Consider the following 16,089-nt stretch of genomic DNA (forward strand, 5'->3'; position numbering starts at 1 on the left):
TTGGCTGAGACTAGTGTTTCAGCTTGCTGTTGAGGGCTTGCAACACGGCTTTCGGCACGAAAGTCTCCACATTACCGCCCATTGCGGCGATCTGCCGAACCAATGTGGCGGTAATGGGCCGCGATGCCGTTCCGGCTGGTAGAAATACGGTCTGAATATCGGGCGCCATCTGCCTGTTCATGCCAGCCATCTGCATTTCGTAATCCAGATCGGTGCCATCCCGCAGGCCGCGCACCAGAAGCGTAGCACCATGCTCGCGGGCGGCATCCACCACCAGATTGCCGAAGGAAACGACCCGAAGGCGATCAACGGCATCCGGCAATGCTTCGGTCAAAGAACGGCGAATAAGCTCGGCTCTTTCCTCGAAGCTGAACATCGGCGCCTTGCCGGGATGAATACCTATAGCGACGATGACTTCCGACGCAACATTCAACGACTGGATCAAAACATCCAAGTGTCCGTTGGTCATCGGATCAAAAGATCCGGGATAAAAGGCAATCGTCATACCGCTCTCGATATTTAACGTTAGTTGTGCCGCCTTTTGTCATGTAAGACAGAGCTTCGCAAGACCTCGGCGTGGCAGGCTTTTCGCCGCGCAGCCTCAATATTACACTGAACACCACATGAACGCGCCATTCAGCGCGGCTTCAAAGCATATCTCTATAAACGTCTCATCGCATCGCAAACGGGCACTCTGCCCAATCGGAGACGGAAATGCTGGTATTTATGATGATCCTGACAATCGCGACATCCTTCGTCGTTGAATATGTCTTCATGGATTGACGTGAACTGCCGATTTCCTGAACGCCAGATGAACGAAGCATTCAACAAAGCTTCAGAGGCGCGATGCTAATCGATTTTTAACAATAACGCGGAACTGGATTAGCTGTCACGCGTTCAGATCGCAGTAAAGGAACGGGCACATGTTTATCAGAGAAAAACAGTCTACTTCGGCGAAAATCGGCGTGATCAGCACAGCCTGGACAATGTTGGTTATTGCAATGGTAGCAACCACGTTCAGCCTTTACGGTCAAAAGCCGGAACAGAACGGCCCTGAATTTCCGCAGCTTACTGCCCGCTCTCAGTATATGAATTATTATTGATCCAGCGGGAGTGAAATACTCATCACTTCTGGAGTTATGCCATGCTTACATTCTTGACACTGCTAGCAGCCTTGATCAGCGCAATGTTCGTGGCATCCGTTATCTCGGTGGTGACGGAGTCTCGTAAGGAAGATGAGGATTTCAAAGCGTTGATGGAACGCAGCAAGGCGTTATGACTGCCAGACTCTGAAGGTTTGATACAATATTCGAAGTTTGAAAGCCGCCTGCCCGTCAGGCGGCTTTTTGGTGTCTGGCGTTTCGCATGGTGCGCACAATTACTCCCACTGGCGCAATTGCTCACGCCATCGTTTGAAGAAGCACGCCTTTACGCGGAATTTAGCCTTCAATTCCAAAGAGGATTGATTTAAGGAAGCCCCATAGACCCGGCGTAACGGGCGAATATTGTGAGGTTTGCATAACGATGCTCGATTCCCTGAGAAATGCTTCTCGAACTTTGGCGGCAAAGATTCTTCTTCTTCTCCTCGTCGTGTCCTTCGGCGTGTGGGGCGTTTCCGCATCTCTGGTGTCGACAAATTCGCATGCCGTCATGACGGTGGGCGACCAGACGGTCACGCCCAATGAATTCCGTTTTGCCTATCAGCGCCAGATGGCAGATGTCGGCCGCCAGTTTGGCACGCGTCTGACCACGGAACAGGCCAAGGCGTTCGGCATCGACCGTCAGGTGTTCAGCCAGCTTGCTGCCGGTGCAGCGCTGGACGAACTGGCCTCGAAGATGAACCTCGGCCTTTCCGAAGATCGCCTCGCGACCCTCATTGCCGAAGACCCGGCATTCAAGTCTCCAAACGGCCAGTTCGACCGCAGTCTCTTTAGCCAGCGTCTGCGCGGCGCGGGCTTCAACGAAGATGATTACGTGAAGGAGCGCAGCAAGGTTGCCGTGCGCGGCCAGATCGTGGATGCCATTTCCGACGGCTTCAAGCCGCCGCAAGTTCTGGTCGATGCGCTGAAGCATTATCGCGATGAACAGCGCTCAATCGAATATATCCTGCTGTCCAACGCCAATATCGATCCGGTCAAAGCACCGGGTGACGATGTGCTGGCGGCATGGTTTGAGAAGAACAAGGCCAATTACCGCGCGCCGGAATATCGCAAGTTCACCTATGTGAAGCTTGAGCCGTCCGACATCGCCGATCAGGCCGCAATCACCGATCAGCAGATTGCCGACTATTACGAAGGTCACAAGGATAACTTCCGCACAGCCGGACGCCGCACCATCGAGCAGCTGACATTCTCCGACAAGGAAATGGCGCAAGCCGCTGCGACACAGATTCGCGCCGGAACCACCACTTACGATCAGGTCGTGAAAGATCAGGGCAAGCAGCCTGCCGATGTGACGCTGGGCGAATTCACCAAGGACACGGTTCCCGACCAGTCGGTCGCCGAAGCAGCCTTCGCAATCCAGAAGGATGGCGGCGTGTCTCCCGTCGTTGACGGCGCCTTCGGCCCGGTCATCCTGCGCGTGACGGGCATCAAGAACGAAAGCATGAAGACGCTGGATGAGGCGAAGGAAGAGATTCGCACCAATCTTGCCACGGCCAATGCTGCCGAAGAGCTGAACAATGTTCACGACCGCTACGAAGACCTGCGTGGCGGCGGCTCTTCGCTGGCGGATGCAGCAACACAGCTCAAGCTCAAGCCGGTTACGGTCGAAGCAATCGACGCCAATGGCGAAGACGACAAGGGCAAGCCTGTCGAAGGCCTGCCGACCCCTGCCCTCGTAACGGAAGTCTTCAAGGCCGATCAGGGAGGCGATGCGCCTGCTGTCAATATCGGCCGTGACGGTTACGTCTGGTTCGACCTGCAGCAGATCACCGCACCGCGCGACCGGACCCTGAACGAAGTCAAGGATCAGGTCGTGGCCGATTGGACTGCCGAACAGCAGCGCACAGCGCTGGCCACCAAGGCCGACGAACTGAAGGCACGCGTTGAAAAGGGCGAAACGCTGGCTGCGATCGCTGGCGAGATGGGCCTTGCCGTGGAAACCAAGATGGGCCTTCGCCGCACCAGCGAAGACGCATTGCTGGGCCAGCAGGCCGTGGCCGCCGTCTTTGCGGGCGCAAACGGCCTTGTCGGTACAGCGCCGGACACGGAAGGCTCCAGCCGCGTTCTGTTCAAGGTTACGGATGTCACCAACTCGCCATCCGACGCGCTTGATAACAACGACCAGCAGCTGACTGCCATGGCAACCGCCGCCGGCGATGACATGCTCGACCAGATGGTCAACCGTCTTCAGAATGATTATGGTGTCACCATCAATCAGGCTGTCGCAGACCAGGCCATGACAGCATTCTAAGCCGCAATTCGGGGGACGTGACGACATGGCTGACTTGAAGCCGCTGATTGCGAAGGTGGCCAATGGCGAAAGCCTGAACCGGGATGATGCCCGTCAGGCCTTCGACATTCTGATGTCCGGCGAAGCAACACCTTCGCAGATCGGTGCGTTCCTCATGGCTTTGCGGGTGCGCGGTGAAACGGTTGACGAGATCGTCGGTGCTGTTTCCTCCATGCGCTCGCGCATGCTGCCCGTAACGGCCCCTGCCGATGCCATGGATATCGTTGGCACCGGCGGCGATGGGCTGGGTACCTACAACATCTCCACGCTCGCCTCCATCATCGTGGCGGGCGCAGGCATACCGGTTGCCAAGCACGGCAACCGCGCGCTAAGCTCCAAATCCGGCACGGCAGATGCGCTCTCCGTTTTAGGCGTGAAGCTGGATATCGATCCGGAGCTGATCAGCCGCTGCATCGGCGAGGCCGGTCTTGGCTTCATGTTCGCACAGCGTCACCATTCCTCCATGCGCCACGTCAACCCCAGCCGGGTTGAGCTTGGCACGCGAACCATCTTCAACCTGCTCGGCCCGCTGTCCAACCCGGCTGGCGCGAAGAAGCAGTTGCTCGGCGTTTTTGCGCCGCATTGGCTGGTGCCGCTTGCAGAAGTGTTGCGCGATCTGGGCTCGGAAAGTGTCTGGGTCGTTCACGGTGATGGGCTGGACGAAATCACCACCACAGGCACCACCCATGTGGCCGCGCTGGAAGGTGGCAAGATCAGAAGCTTCGATCTGACGCCAAAGGATTTTGGTGTCGATACCGCCAGCATAGAGGATCTCAAGGGTGGCGATGGCGTTGCCAATGCGGCGGCCTTGCGCGACGTCTTAAGCGGGCACAAGAACGCTTACCGCGACGTATCGCTGTGCAATGCCGCGGCCTCTCTCGTCGTGGCTGGCAAGGCGCAGACGCTGGCAGACGGCATGAAAATCGCAAGTGCCTCGCTGGACGAAGGCAGAGCAACAGCAGCCCTCGACAGACTGATTGCTGTTTCGAACGAAGAGTAAGGCAAAGCCATGAGCGACATTCTGAAAAAGATCGAAGCCTACAAGCGCGAAGAGATTGCTGCTGCCAAGGCAAGGGTTTCGCTGGATGATCTGAAGGCAATGGCTGCCGACCAGACAGCGCCGCGCGGCTTTTACAATGCGCTGAAGCGCAAACAGGCAGATGGCGCGTTCGGGCTTATCGCTGAAATCAAAAAGGCCAGCCCTTCCAAGGGCCTCATCCGCCCGGATTTCGATCCGCCAGCGCTGGCAAAAGCCTATGAGGCCGGCGGTGCTGCCTGCCTTTCCGTGCTGACGGATACGCCAAGTTTTCAGGGCGCACCGGAATTTCTGACCGCCGCCCGCGAAGCCTGCGCCCTGCCCGCGCTGCGCAAGGATTTCATGTTTGAGGCCTATCAGGTCCATGAAGCCCGTGCCTGGGGTGCCGATTGCATTCTTCTCATCATGGCATCGCTTTCTGACGATGAGGCCAAGCGTCTGGAAGACGAGGCTTTCTCGCTCGGCATGGATGTTCTGGTTGAAGTGCATGACGAAGAAGAGACAGAACGCGCGCTGAAACTCACCTCCCCGCTGCTCGGCATCAACAATCGCAACCTGCGCACCTTCGAGGTCAGCCTCGATGTCAGCGAGCGTCTGGCGGCGATGGTTCCTGCGGACAAGCTGCTGGTGGGCGAAAGCGGCATCTTCATCTATGAGGATTGCAGCCGCCTTCAAAAATCAGCCATCACCACCTTCCTCGTCGGCGAGAGCCTCATGCGCAAGGATGATGTTACAGCCGCTACACGCACGCTGCTGACGGGCCGCAGTGACATTCTGGCTGCCGAATGAGCGCCGACCCTAAACTGACCCATATCGGCGCGTCCGGCGAGGCGCACATGGTCGATGTGGGCGACAAGACTGAGACGACGCGCGTTGCGGTGGCGGAAGGCTTCGTGAAAATGAAGCAGGAAACGCTGGCGCTGATCCGTGAAGGCAATGCCAAGAAGGGCGACGTCATCGGCACGGCCCGGCTGGCCGGTATCATGGCCGCCAAGCAAACCTCAAACCTCATTCCGCTCTGCCATCCGCTAATGCTGACGAAGGTCGCCGTCGATATTACCGAAGACGAAGCCCTGCCCGGCCTGCGCGTTCAGGCCACCGTCAAGCTGTCCGGCAAGACGGGCGTCGAAATGGAAGCCCTCACCGCCGTTTCCATCGCCTGCCTGACCATCTACGATATGGCGAAAGCCGCCGACAAGGGCATGGAAATCGGCTCCATCCGCCTGCTGGAAAAGACCGGCGGAAAATCCGGGCATTTCAAGGCACAAGACTAAGACATTGAATGGGTCCGGCGGGGATGCGGCGAATCCACCCTTACGGCCACAGGAAGAGGAAACGCCATGAAACCCCTCCTGCCCGTTGCGGAAGCTCAGGCGCGCTTGCTGGGTGCAGCCAGACCCGTCATGTCGGTCGAGACCGTGCGACTGGAAGACGCCGACCAGCGTGTGCTGTCGCAGGATCTTGAGGCGCGCCTCACCCAACCACCCTTTCACGCCTCTGCCATGGATGGTTACGCGCTGAGGGCCACCGACGCCCCACAGATCGGCTCCATCCTCACCGTCATTGGTGAGTCCGCTGCGGGCCATGCGTTCGAGGGCCGCGTGGGCGAAGGTGAGGCCGTGCGGATTTTCACCGGTGCGCCTTTGCCCGAGGGTGCCGATTCGGTTCTCATTCAGGAAGATGCGGAAAAGCTCGAAGGCGGCAAAATCCGCACGACGTTCGAGGTCACCGAGGGAAGACATATCCGCCCGCGCGGACAGGATTTTCTGGAAGGCGAAACCGGCCTAAGGGCCGGAACGGAACTCACCTTCGCAGACATTACCCTTGCCGCCGCTATGAACCATGCGGAGCTTTCCGTCTACCGCAAACCGCTCATCGCTGTTCTCGCAACCGGCGATGAACTGATCCCGCCCGGCGGCACCCCCAACCCCGCGCAGATCATCGCCTCCAACACCTTTGGCGTCGCCACGCTGGCCCGCAGAGCCGGTGCAAACATCCTCGATCTCGGCATCGTCGCCGATGACGAATCCCTCATCCGTGCCGCCATCGACAAAGCCATCGCCGCAAAAGCTGACGTCCTCGTTACCCTCGGCGGTGCCTCGGTCGGCGATCATGACCTCGTGCAAGGGGCGCTGAAAGCCCAAGGCATGGAGCTGGATTTCTGGCGCATAGCCATGCGCCCCGGCAAACCGCTGATGGTCGGCTCTATCGGCGACATGCAGGTGCTCGGCCTACCCGGCAACCCGGTCGCCAGCCTCGTTTGCAGCCTGTTGTTTCTGGAACCGCTTATCCAAAAACTCAGCCACCGCCCAATCACATCCCGGGAAATCAAAGCCAAGATTGCCACCGCGCTGAAAGGCAACGACCAGAGGCAGGATTATCTGCGTGCACGGATCATCGGTTATGAAGGTGGCTTTCCGGTTGTCGAAGCCTTTACGAAGCAAGACTCATCCATGATGAAAATCATGGCGGAGGCCGATTGCTTGATCGTGCGTGCGCCGTTTGCGGAGGAGTTGGAGGTTGGTGGGGAGTGTTTAGTGGTGCGGTTGCGTTAAGAGCAGCTATTGGTTTAATTTTACTTATTTAAATGGTGCTTTCATATCACCCGTTTCAGGTCTACCCAATACGAGCAAACTATGTGTTTCTTTCCGGTTTTATACTGCTTTCTTAATTCATAACTGCAGATACTGATTAAACTGTATCTAGCTCCGCCGCTAAACTACCGAACATACTGCGGGTTGTCGCAACTATCGAATCGTCGTCGCGGAGAAGTTGAAGAACTGCTGCTTCGTATTGATAGCGATTTTGAAGACCCACACCCTTAGCTATCGTATCCAAAGCTTGCGTTTCTCTGATGGGGCAACGAGTTAAAATCCGAACCCAGTCACCGGTCTGTGCTGCTGCAGAAAGCGTCGAGATCTCTCCTTTGACGATAGATTCCGTGTCTATTTGGAGTGCAACGGGTTCCCGCAATTCGATCTGCCGTAATGTCGGTAAGCTATTAAAAAATGTCCGTCGGATTGTCTTTTCAACTGCTCGGGCCGCTAGACGTGGAAAATGAGTCTCTGTCACAGATATCGCAGCACTGATGGCATTTTCTGCATTCGCTATACCGTCTCCCCCTGTTACAGAAGCTTGCTTCAAGGCGACAGCTCGGATCAGACCGGGATGGTAGTAGATTGATTCAACTGAATAAAAAGGAAGCGCGAAAATTCCATTGGATTGAAGGGATGCTATTGAGACTGCGTCACGCCCATCGTTGTCGATAATACCCCAAGCCTTTACCCAATGAAGCGTTTCTGAAGCTCTGATTCCACTCACAGCATACTCCACATCACGTGAAGACCCCTTTGACCGGACAGAGACACCTGGAAACAGGACGCTGTAAAGTGGCCGATCTAGGCTTGAGGAATCACCTTCAACGAAAACGATTTTACGGCGTGCGCCAACAATATCTTGCCTAATGGATTCTTCGATTTCTGCATTCGCTGGAATTATATCTACATCCCAGTTAGTAGCTGTCTGGCCAGCATAAACGCAGGACCTCACGAGCAACACGCGAGTGTCTGGATTGTCAACTGGTAGCATCAAGTCGTGCGTGGCAACTATGAACGCACAATCGTCCCGGAAACGAAATAACTGCGTCAACAAAGGTGAAATAATCGACCTATGAAGATGTCGCTCTGGTTCGTCGATAATCAACAAGGTCCCTGATTTAGCCGTCAATACATCTGCTGCTATGAGCAATGCATTTCGTTCACCGTCGGACAACTCTGCTGCACCATATGGCGGCCCCCCTTTTTTGGAGGCCACCAAACGATCACCCTCCTGAACGGAGATTTTTATCTCAATGTTTGAAAGTGCCAAAAGTTCGTTGATTTTTGCTATAGGTGCTGTTTTTCGGGCAAGTTTGGTCGCTTCATCTATATCACCTACACGCATGGCACCTGCAATTGCTCTCGCATCGACATTTTCTGCATCAATAAGGTCGTAGAGAGTTATACCTGATCGCATCTGAGCATTTTGCTCCATCCAGCGCGAATTAGTGGTATTATCCCAATTCTTAACTTGTTGCTCATACGACTGCTTCTGAGAGGCTGTGAACTCAAGCGAACTCGACTGGAACCATGTTTGTCTGCTCGCTGATATACGTCGCGCATTGGCACCGCCCATCGCTGAAAAAGTTTGCAATAAAGAGGATTTACCAGTCCCATTCGCGCCAAGCACAAAAAGAGTTTGACCGGACAAGATTTCGATAGGAAAGACTTCACCTGAAAGAGAAGGAATGTTTAAGCTGATTTTCACGAGTAATATTTCCCCATCGAGTTAACATAAGAGCTAAAAATTAAACCCATGGACAATTTGGAATAGAACAATCTCTAACTGCAAGAGCATATATCGTTCGAACGTATATCATTTTCTATTATTTTATTTTTTATTACGCAGCTCGTTATTGGTTTTAATTTCCTCCCTCCAAGTAGACCAATGCTCCATAAATGGCAAAAAGGCCGCATCGCTGCGGCCTTTTTAAATTTCGGTCCAATCAAACCAACCGGCTCCGCTCCAGCGCCGCTTCAATGAAACTCGCAAACAGCGGATGCGGGTCTAGCGGGCGGCTCTTGAGTTCGGGGTGGTATTGCACGCCGATGAACCACGGGTGGTCGGGGTATTCAACCGTCTCTGGCAGAACGCCGTCCGGGGACATGCCGGAGAAAACGAGGCCGCAGCTTTCGAGGCGATCCTTGTAATCCACGTTCACCTCGTAGCGGTGGCGGTGGCGCTCCGAGATATCCGTCGAGCCGTAGATTTCGGCGATCTTGGTGTCTTTCTTGAGCGACGCCTTGTAAGCACCGAGACGCATCGTGCCGCCGAGATCGCCGGCTGCGTTGCGCTTCTCTAGCTCGTTGCCCTTGACCCATTCCGTCATCAGGCCAACGACCGGCTCGGACGTCGTGCCGAACTCGGTTGATGATGCCTGCTCGATACCGGCCAGATTGCGAGCCGCTTCCACGACCGCCATCTGCATGCCGAAGCAGATACCGAAATACGGCACCTGACGCTCGCGGGCATATTGCGCTGCGCGTATCTTGCCTTCAGAGCCGCGCTCACCAAAACCGCCGGGAACGAGGATGGCGTCTACCTTTTCCAGATAGGGAGCCGGATCTTCTTTTTCGAAGACTTCCGATTCGATCCATTCCAGCTTGACCTTGACCCGGTTGGCAAAGCCACCGTGATGCAGGGCTTCGATCAGCGACTTATAGGCATCCTTCAGACCGGTATATTTGCCGACGATGGCAATGGTGACTTCGCCTTCCGGCGTGTGGATGCGGTTGCAGACTTCTTCCCAATGCTCAAGGCGCGGCTTCGGTGCAGGTTCGATACCGAAGGCGGCCAGAACCTCGTTGTCGAGGCCTTCCTTGTGGTAGGCAATCGGAACGTCGTAGATGTTGGCAACATCAAGCGCCTGAATGACGGCGGATGGACGCACGTTGCAAAACAGCGAGAGCTTGCGGCGTTCTGCTTCCGGGATTTCCCGGTCGGCACGTACCAAGAGAATGTCAGGGTGAATACCCAGCGCCTGCAATTCCTTGACGGAGTGCTGCGTTGGCTTGGTCTTAAGCTCACCGGCTGCCGGAATGTAAGGCATGAGTGTCAGGTGAACGAAGATGGCCGTGCCGCGTGGAAGGTCGTTCTTGGCCTGACGAATGGCTTCCATGAAGGGCATGGCTTCGATGTCACCCACCGTGCCGCCGATTTCGCAGATGACGAAGTCGTATTCCTCATTACCTTCGGTCACGAAATTCTTGATTTCGTTGGTGACGTGCGGAATGACCTGCACCGTCGCGCCGAGATAATCGCCGCGGCGTTCCTTATCGATGATGTTCTTGTAGATACGACCCGTGGTGATGTTGTCGGTCTTGGTGGCCGAGCGCCCCGTGAAGCGTTCGTAGTGACCGAGATCGAGGTCCGTCTCCGCGCCGTCATCGGTCACGAACACCTCACCGTGCTGGGTGGGGCTCATGGTGCCGGGATCGACGTTGAGATAGGGGTCAAGTTTGCGAAGTCGTACCCGATAACCACGGGATTGCAACAACGCTCCGAGTGCTGCGGCCGCAATGCCCTTACCAAGTGAGGAGACCACGCCGCCTGTGATGAATACATATCGCGCCATGGGATTCACCGCTTACCTTTAAATGAGTGATTCCGCCAGCCCAAATTTCTGAACGCCCGCATTCATCTGTTGATGGAAATGCGGCAGGCTTGCCCGGAATGTAAACAAAAGAAAACCGGCAGGCTTTTGGCCTGCCGGAGTGATATGCTTGAACCGGTTTTACTGGCCGGTCGGAACTGCGTTGTTGGCCGGAGCCGGTGTCGCTGGTGCCGGAGTGGCAGGCGTCGTGGCCGGTGCCGTACCTGTGGCAGGCGCAGCGCCTGTGGCCGGAGCAGCAGCGCCATTGGTCGTGGACGGAACGCCGCCCTCAGTCGGGGCCTGCGTCGCTGGCGCTGTCGAAGACGGGCCGAGCGTATCCAGAATGCCGTTACCCTGCCCCTGCGTGGCGGGAATGCGGTCCAGAATATCGGTCGGGCGCGATTCGTAGCGGGTCAGAAGACCAAGGCCGAGAGACGTTGCGAAGAACAGCGCCGCGAGGATGGCCGTGGTGCGCGTCAGCGCATTTGCCGTACCGCGCGCGGACATGAAGCCGGAACCACCGCCGATACCAAGGCCACCGCCTTCGGAACGCTGGATCAGAACCACGCCGACAAGCGCCAGCACGATCATGAGATGAATAACAATCAGTACGTTCTGCATGACAATCCATTCCATGCCCCGTTGGGAGCACAATGAAGAAGTTTGCGGCTCTTTACATGAGGCGAAAGCGTATTCCAAGCCCCTGTAAGACGAAAGAAGCGATCAAGCAGTCAATTGCTCGTATGCCGCATAGATGGAGAGAAAATCGGATGCTTTCAAGCTGGCCCCGCCAATCAGCGCGCCATCCACATTCTCGACGCCCATCAATTCCAGCGCGTTGCCGGGCTTGACCGATCCACCATAGAGAATGCGCATGCCCTTACCTTCCGCACCGAAGCGCTTGACCAGTTCTTCACGCATGAAAGCGTGCGCTTCCCGCACATCCTGTGTCGTCGGCGTCAGGCCGGTGCCGATAGCCCAGACGGGCTCGTAGGCAATCACGGTATCTGCAGCAGTCGCCTCATCCGGCAGAGAACCAGCCAGCTGGCGCTTCAGCACGTCCAGCGTCTGGCCTGCCTTGCGTTCATCCGCCGTTTCACCGATGCAGACGATGGCAACGAGGTCTGCGGCGTGAGCCGCGGAGGCCTTGGCGCGAACGAGGTGGTCGGTCTCGGCATGGTCCGTGCGACGCTCCGAATGGCCGACGATGACGTGCGTGCCAAAGCAATCAGCAATCATCTCGGCAGAAATGTCACCCGTATGCGCGCCGGATGCATTCTGGTGGCAATCCTGTGCGCCGATCAAAAGCGGGCTGTCTTCGCACAACGCGGTCGCGACATAGAGCAGCGTGGAGGGTGGGCAGATCAGCGAATCGATTTTTTCAGACAGCGATCCTTTGACACCTTCGGCCATCGCTTTGATCTGATCAAGCGACTCGCGCGTTCCGTTCATCTTCCAGTTTCCAGCGACGAGCGGGCGAACATCAGGGGTCATAAGCGATCCATTCCTCTTAACTAAAAGGGCGCCCTAAAAGACTGGACGCCGGTAACGGCAGGTACTGGCTAAGTCTTAAAGGCTAGCGAGATCATTTGGTACAAAAAAGAAAGGTTTTGGTTCAAAACTTTGGTCAAAATCGTCGCATTTTGTCGTTTTTTGATCAGCTGGCCGCTTCTTTTATGTTCAACTTGATATCAGGTAGTTCAGTACCGCCCGCCAATCCGTCATGCGTACCGGCGTACCGTGCGTTCCGCTTTTATACAGCGTGAACCGCGCGGGCTGCCCTGCTTTCAGCAATGTGCGGAAAATGCCTGCCTGCTGGTCTGCGGAATAAACCCTGTCTTCGCTGCCATGAGTAAACCAAACCGGCTTCTTGGCTTTCACAAAAGCGCTTTTGGGAAAATCGGGATCGACCGCGCCGCCAAGAATGGCCATGCCTTTCAGGTCGGAAACAGCTTTCTTATCGCGGCTAATGCCGTAGCAGATGAAGCTGCCCATGGATGCGCAGGCGAGTATGACCGGGCGCCCGCCGGATTTTGCTTTCGCATCGGCAATCAACGCGGCGATATCGGCAACGCCATTTTCATCGAAGCTTTTCACGCTCGGCGCGTAATAGGTGCCGCCATTGGCGACGGCGAGATTCTTCAGCCGGTTGAAATTGCCGCCGAAGGTATAATCATTCATGCCCAGCCTTCGGTCTCCACCTCGGCCGTGAATGAAGATCACCGTAAAGGCTTGCCCGGAGGCCGCCCCCACGCGCCCGACATCCAGCGCCCTACCCTCTACCGAGAGTGTTTCCAGTTCCTGAAATTTCTTCGGTGCCAGATCGACATATTGACGCTTCACCCGCCGTTCCGGCGTCTCGTCGCGGCCATTGATGTCGCGCATTTCATTGTAGTCGACGATCACGGAGGCACCGCCATCACCCGTGGAAAGCACGGGCTGATTGGAAAACAGATCGTCCTTGAAGGGTTTCAGCGGGCCGCCCGTGCTTTGCGCCTGAGCGGGCGTTATCGCAACAGACAGGCAAAAAAGAGTACAAAAGGTGAAGATAGCTGTGGACATGCCTTGAGTAACCGTTTCATTTGGGCCAGAACACTTGTCATCCGGGCGGGGGCAGCGCAATCCTTTGAGATGACGCAAACCCGATTATTCCGTGCTTGAGTAACAGCATGTCTTGCCGTCAGAGGCAAAGCAACGCTGATTCGCATGGCCAAATTCTGACTGAACTGGGTACAATGGACGATAGCAACGACCTATTTTCAAGCCAAGCCGCACCGCAACGCGGAGAGCCAGAGCCTCGCGAGGCTGCGCCTGTTGCTGCGGCCAAAGCTGTTGCCGCAACGCCAAAGCCTACGCTTGTGACCACCTCATCGGGCGATGATTACGGTGCATCCTCCATCCGTGTGCTGGAGGGGCTGGAGCCCGTGCGCATGCGCCCCGGCATGTATATTGGCGGCACGGATGAAAAAGCTCTGCACCATCTGTTTGCCGAAGTCATCGATAACTCCATGGACGAGGCCGTCGCCGGCCACGCCAATTTCATCGAAGTGCATCTCGATGCGGAAGGTTTTCTGACCGTCAGCGACAATGGTCGCGGTATTCCGGTGGAAAACCACCCACAGGTTCCGGGCAAGTCTACGCTTGAAGTCATCATGACCAAGCTGCATGCGGGCGGTAAGTTCGATGGCAAGGCCTATGAAACTTCGGGCGGTCTGCATGGCGTGGGCGTCTCTGTCGTCAACGCTCTGTCCGATCTTCTCGAAGTCGAAGTCGCGCGCAATCGCAAGCTCTATCGCCAGCGCTTTTCGCGTGGCGTTCCCATGGGTGGCCTTGAAGAGCTGGGTGATGTGCACAATCGTCGCGGCACCCGCGTTCGCTTCCATCCCGATCCCCAGATTTTTGGCGACCACGCCCGCTTCGAACCGGCGCGCATTTTCCGCATGGCACGCTCGAAAGCCTATCTGTTTGGCGGCGTAGAGATACGATGGAGCTGTGATCCCGGCATGGTCCCACCGGATGGTGACATTCCGGAAAAGGCCGTGTTCCACTTCCCCGGCGGCCTGAAGGATTATCTTGCTGCCACGCTCGGCAAGGACTTCACTGTCACCCGCGAAATCTTTGCCGGAAAGACGGAAAAGACCGGTGGCCACGGGGCGATGGAATGGGCCATAACCTGGTATGGCGGCGATGCCCAGCTGCATTCCTATTGCAACACCATCCCCACGCCCGAAGGCGGCACGCACGAGGCAGGGCTTCGCATTGCGCTGACCAAGGGCCTGAAGAATTACGCCGAATTGACGCAGAACAAGCGCGCCCGCGAAATCACTACCGATGACGTTATGATTTCGGCTGTCGGCATGCTTTCCGTCTTCATTCGTGAGCCTGAATTTGTCGGCCAGACTAAGGACAAGCTGGCGACGGTCGAGGCGCAGCGCATCGTCGAAAACGCGCTTCGCGATCCGTTCGACCACTATCTTGCCGGCAACCCGAATGAAGCGGCCAAGCTGCTGGACTGGGTTATCGAGCGTTGCGAAGAACGCCTTCGCCGCCGCAAGGAAAAGGAAGTCAACCGCAAGACCGCCGTTCGCAAGCTGCGCCTGCCCGGTAAGCTGGCGGATTGTTCGCAGAACACGGCAGAGGGTGCCGAACTTTTTATCGTGGAAGGTGATTCGGCTGGTGGTTCGGCCAAGCAGGCGCGCAACCGCGCCAATCAGGCCATTCTGCCGCTGCGTGGTAAAATTCTGAACGTGGGAAGCGCCAGCCGCGAAAAGCTGTCTGCCAATCAGCAGATCGCAGATCTCATTCAGGCACTCGGTTGCGGCACACGCACCAAGTATCGCGACGAAGACCTTCGTTACGAACGCATCGTAATCATGACCGATGCCGACGTGGATGGCGCGCATATCGCCTCGCTACTGATTACCTTCTTCTATCAGGAAATGCCGGAACTCATCCGGGGCAACCACCTCTATCTCGCCGTGCCGCCGCTTTACGTTATCCGCCAGGGTGCAAAAACGGTCTATGCCCGCGACGACGCGCACCGCGCCGAGCTGATGGAAACAGTCTTCAAGGGCAAGAAGGTCGAAATCGGTCGCTTTAAAGGCCTTGGCGAAATGATGCCAGCGCAGCTGAAAGAAACCACCATGGACCCATCCAAGCGCACATTGCTGCGCGTGGAAATCGATGACGTGGATTTCGAAGGCACCCGCGAAGCCGTGGACAATCTCATGGGCACCAAGCCGGATGCACGCTTCCGCTTCATTCAGGATCGCTCCGCATTTGCGGAAAATCTGGATATTTGAGGATAGAAAGGTATCTGTGAGACCAACGCCCAGATACTACACGCAGGCAACTGAGCTGATCCATCATCAGGTTAGTCTCTCTAAAGCCCCAACTCCTCCGGTCGATCCAGCACCGCGCCGAAATGGTGTTTCCACAGGCGCGCGCCCAATGCGCCGGAGCGGTCCAGGCTGGAGCCAACCGTTAGCCATGGAATGAGCGTCGGGTGCAGTCCGGCGTCGAAGAAGGCGAATCCGGCGGCGAGGACGCAGGTGTCGGCTTGGATGCCGCAGACGAGGACGCGGTCTGGGTTCAGAGACTTTAGATACTCCACCGCTTCCCGCGTCGGTGCGTAGCCGTGTTTGATGAAGATGCGATCTGCGGGCACAAGCGAATCGTCGGATGGTCCCGGTTTCCAGCCAAGCTGTCGCTCGAAGGGTGTTATGCTTTCGTCATGGCGCTCGACGCTTGCGACACTGGGCATTTTCTTGGCGAGAGTGGTGATGTCGCTCACCAGTTGAGCGGGCGGATTGAAGCTTGGTTGGACATCGACGATATAAAGTATCTGCTTCACGCTGACCTCCCGGAACGTTCGATCTCATCCTGAAATGCAAAAAGCCTCCCGCAAGGA

Annotated in this window: 15 protein-coding genes; 8 read left to right on the forward strand and 7 right to left on the reverse strand. The window is 56.4% G+C overall.

Going from position 1 to position 16,089, the window contains the following annotated elements:
* Positions 1-10: 10 nt before the first annotated feature.
* Positions 11-505 carry a pantetheine-phosphate adenylyltransferase gene (coaD, locus tag AC27VJ_RS09890; protein WP_488683883.1) on the reverse strand — a complete coding sequence of 165 codons (495 nt, stop codon included), beginning with the start codon at positions 503-505 and terminating at the stop codon, positions 11-13.
* A 418-nt stretch (positions 506-923) separates the two neighbouring features.
* Between coaD and AC27VJ_RS09895 the strand changes: the two genes are divergently transcribed.
* From AC27VJ_RS09895 to AC27VJ_RS09925, 7 genes are all read left to right on the forward strand, one after another.
* Positions 924-1,103, forward strand: coding sequence for a hypothetical protein (locus tag AC27VJ_RS09895; RefSeq protein ID WP_113088116.1), 180 nt, complete (start codon positions 924-926; stop codon positions 1,101-1,103).
* A gap of 41 nt (positions 1,104-1,144) precedes the next feature.
* Positions 1,145-1,279, forward strand: coding sequence for a hypothetical protein (locus tag AC27VJ_RS09900; RefSeq protein WP_488683884.1), 135 nt, complete (start codon positions 1,145-1,147; stop codon positions 1,277-1,279).
* Between the two features lie 245 nt (positions 1,280-1,524).
* On the forward strand, positions 1,525-3,414 hold the full coding sequence (locus tag AC27VJ_RS09905; protein ID WP_488683885.1) for a peptidylprolyl isomerase: 1,890 nt from the start codon (positions 1,525-1,527) through the stop codon (positions 3,412-3,414).
* A gap of 25 nt (positions 3,415-3,439) precedes the next feature.
* Complete coding sequence (gene trpD / locus AC27VJ_RS09910; RefSeq protein ID WP_488683886.1) at positions 3,440-4,453, forward strand: anthranilate phosphoribosyltransferase; 1,014 nt, start codon at positions 3,440-3,442, stop codon at positions 4,451-4,453.
* A gap of 9 nt (positions 4,454-4,462) precedes the next feature.
* Positions 4,463-5,278: an indole-3-glycerol phosphate synthase TrpC gene (gene trpC / locus AC27VJ_RS09915; RefSeq protein ID WP_488683887.1), complete on the forward strand. Its 816-nt coding sequence runs from the start codon at positions 4,463-4,465 to the stop codon at positions 5,276-5,278.
* A complete protein-coding gene (gene moaC, locus AC27VJ_RS09920) occupies positions 5,275-5,763 on the forward strand; it encodes a cyclic pyranopterin monophosphate synthase MoaC (protein WP_488683888.1) in 489 nt (162 codons plus the stop codon). The genes trpC and moaC overlap by 4 nt, the downstream gene beginning before the upstream one ends.
* Positions 5,764-5,829: 66 nt before the next feature.
* Entirely contained in the window at positions 5,830-7,044 is a 1,215-nt protein-coding gene (locus AC27VJ_RS09925; protein ID WP_488683889.1) for a molybdopterin molybdotransferase MoeA, read from the forward strand.
* Between the two features lie 136 nt (positions 7,045-7,180).
* Here AC27VJ_RS09925 and AC27VJ_RS09930 read toward each other — a convergent pair whose 3' ends face one another.
* From AC27VJ_RS09930 to AC27VJ_RS09950, 5 genes are all read right to left on the reverse strand, one after another.
* The gene (locus tag AC27VJ_RS09930) at positions 7,181-8,794 is read right to left on the reverse strand and encodes an AAA family ATPase (RefSeq protein ID WP_488683890.1); all 1,614 of its coding nucleotides are present in this window, start codon (positions 8,792-8,794) and stop codon (positions 7,181-7,183) included.
* A 238-nt stretch (positions 8,795-9,032) separates the two neighbouring features.
* Positions 9,033-10,661, reverse strand: coding sequence for a CTP synthase (gene pyrG / locus AC27VJ_RS09935; protein ID WP_488683891.1), 1,629 nt, complete (start codon positions 10,659-10,661; stop codon positions 9,033-9,035).
* 159 nt (positions 10,662-10,820) lie between these two features.
* A complete protein-coding gene (gene secG, locus AC27VJ_RS09940; RefSeq protein ID WP_488683893.1) occupies positions 10,821-11,300 on the reverse strand; it encodes a preprotein translocase subunit SecG in 480 nt (159 codons plus the stop codon).
* A 102-nt stretch (positions 11,301-11,402) separates the two neighbouring features.
* Positions 11,403-12,173 carry a triose-phosphate isomerase gene (gene tpiA, locus AC27VJ_RS09945; RefSeq protein ID WP_488683894.1) on the reverse strand — a complete coding sequence of 257 codons (771 nt, stop codon included), beginning with the start codon at positions 12,171-12,173 and terminating at the stop codon, positions 11,403-11,405.
* A 186-nt stretch (positions 12,174-12,359) separates the two neighbouring features.
* On the reverse strand, positions 12,360-13,241 hold the full coding sequence (locus AC27VJ_RS09950) for an alpha/beta hydrolase (protein WP_488683895.1): 882 nt from the start codon (positions 13,239-13,241) through the stop codon (positions 12,360-12,362).
* A gap of 173 nt (positions 13,242-13,414) precedes the next feature.
* On the opposite strand from AC27VJ_RS09950, the gene parE reads away from it, so the two are divergent.
* Positions 13,415-15,481 carry a DNA topoisomerase IV subunit B gene (gene parE, locus AC27VJ_RS09955; protein ID WP_488683896.1) on the forward strand — a complete coding sequence of 689 codons (2,067 nt, stop codon included), beginning with the start codon at positions 13,415-13,417 and terminating at the stop codon, positions 15,479-15,481.
* Positions 15,482-15,561: 80 nt separating this feature from the next.
* Here the strand turns inward: parE and AC27VJ_RS09960 are convergent, their stop codons facing one another.
* Positions 15,562-16,032: an isochorismatase family protein gene (locus AC27VJ_RS09960; RefSeq protein ID WP_488683897.1), complete on the reverse strand. Its 471-nt coding sequence runs from the start codon at positions 16,030-16,032 to the stop codon at positions 15,562-15,564.
* Between the last annotated feature and the right edge of the window lie 57 nt (positions 16,033-16,089).

This window comes from Agrobacterium sp. 20P9.1.2 (assembly GCF_057799395.1).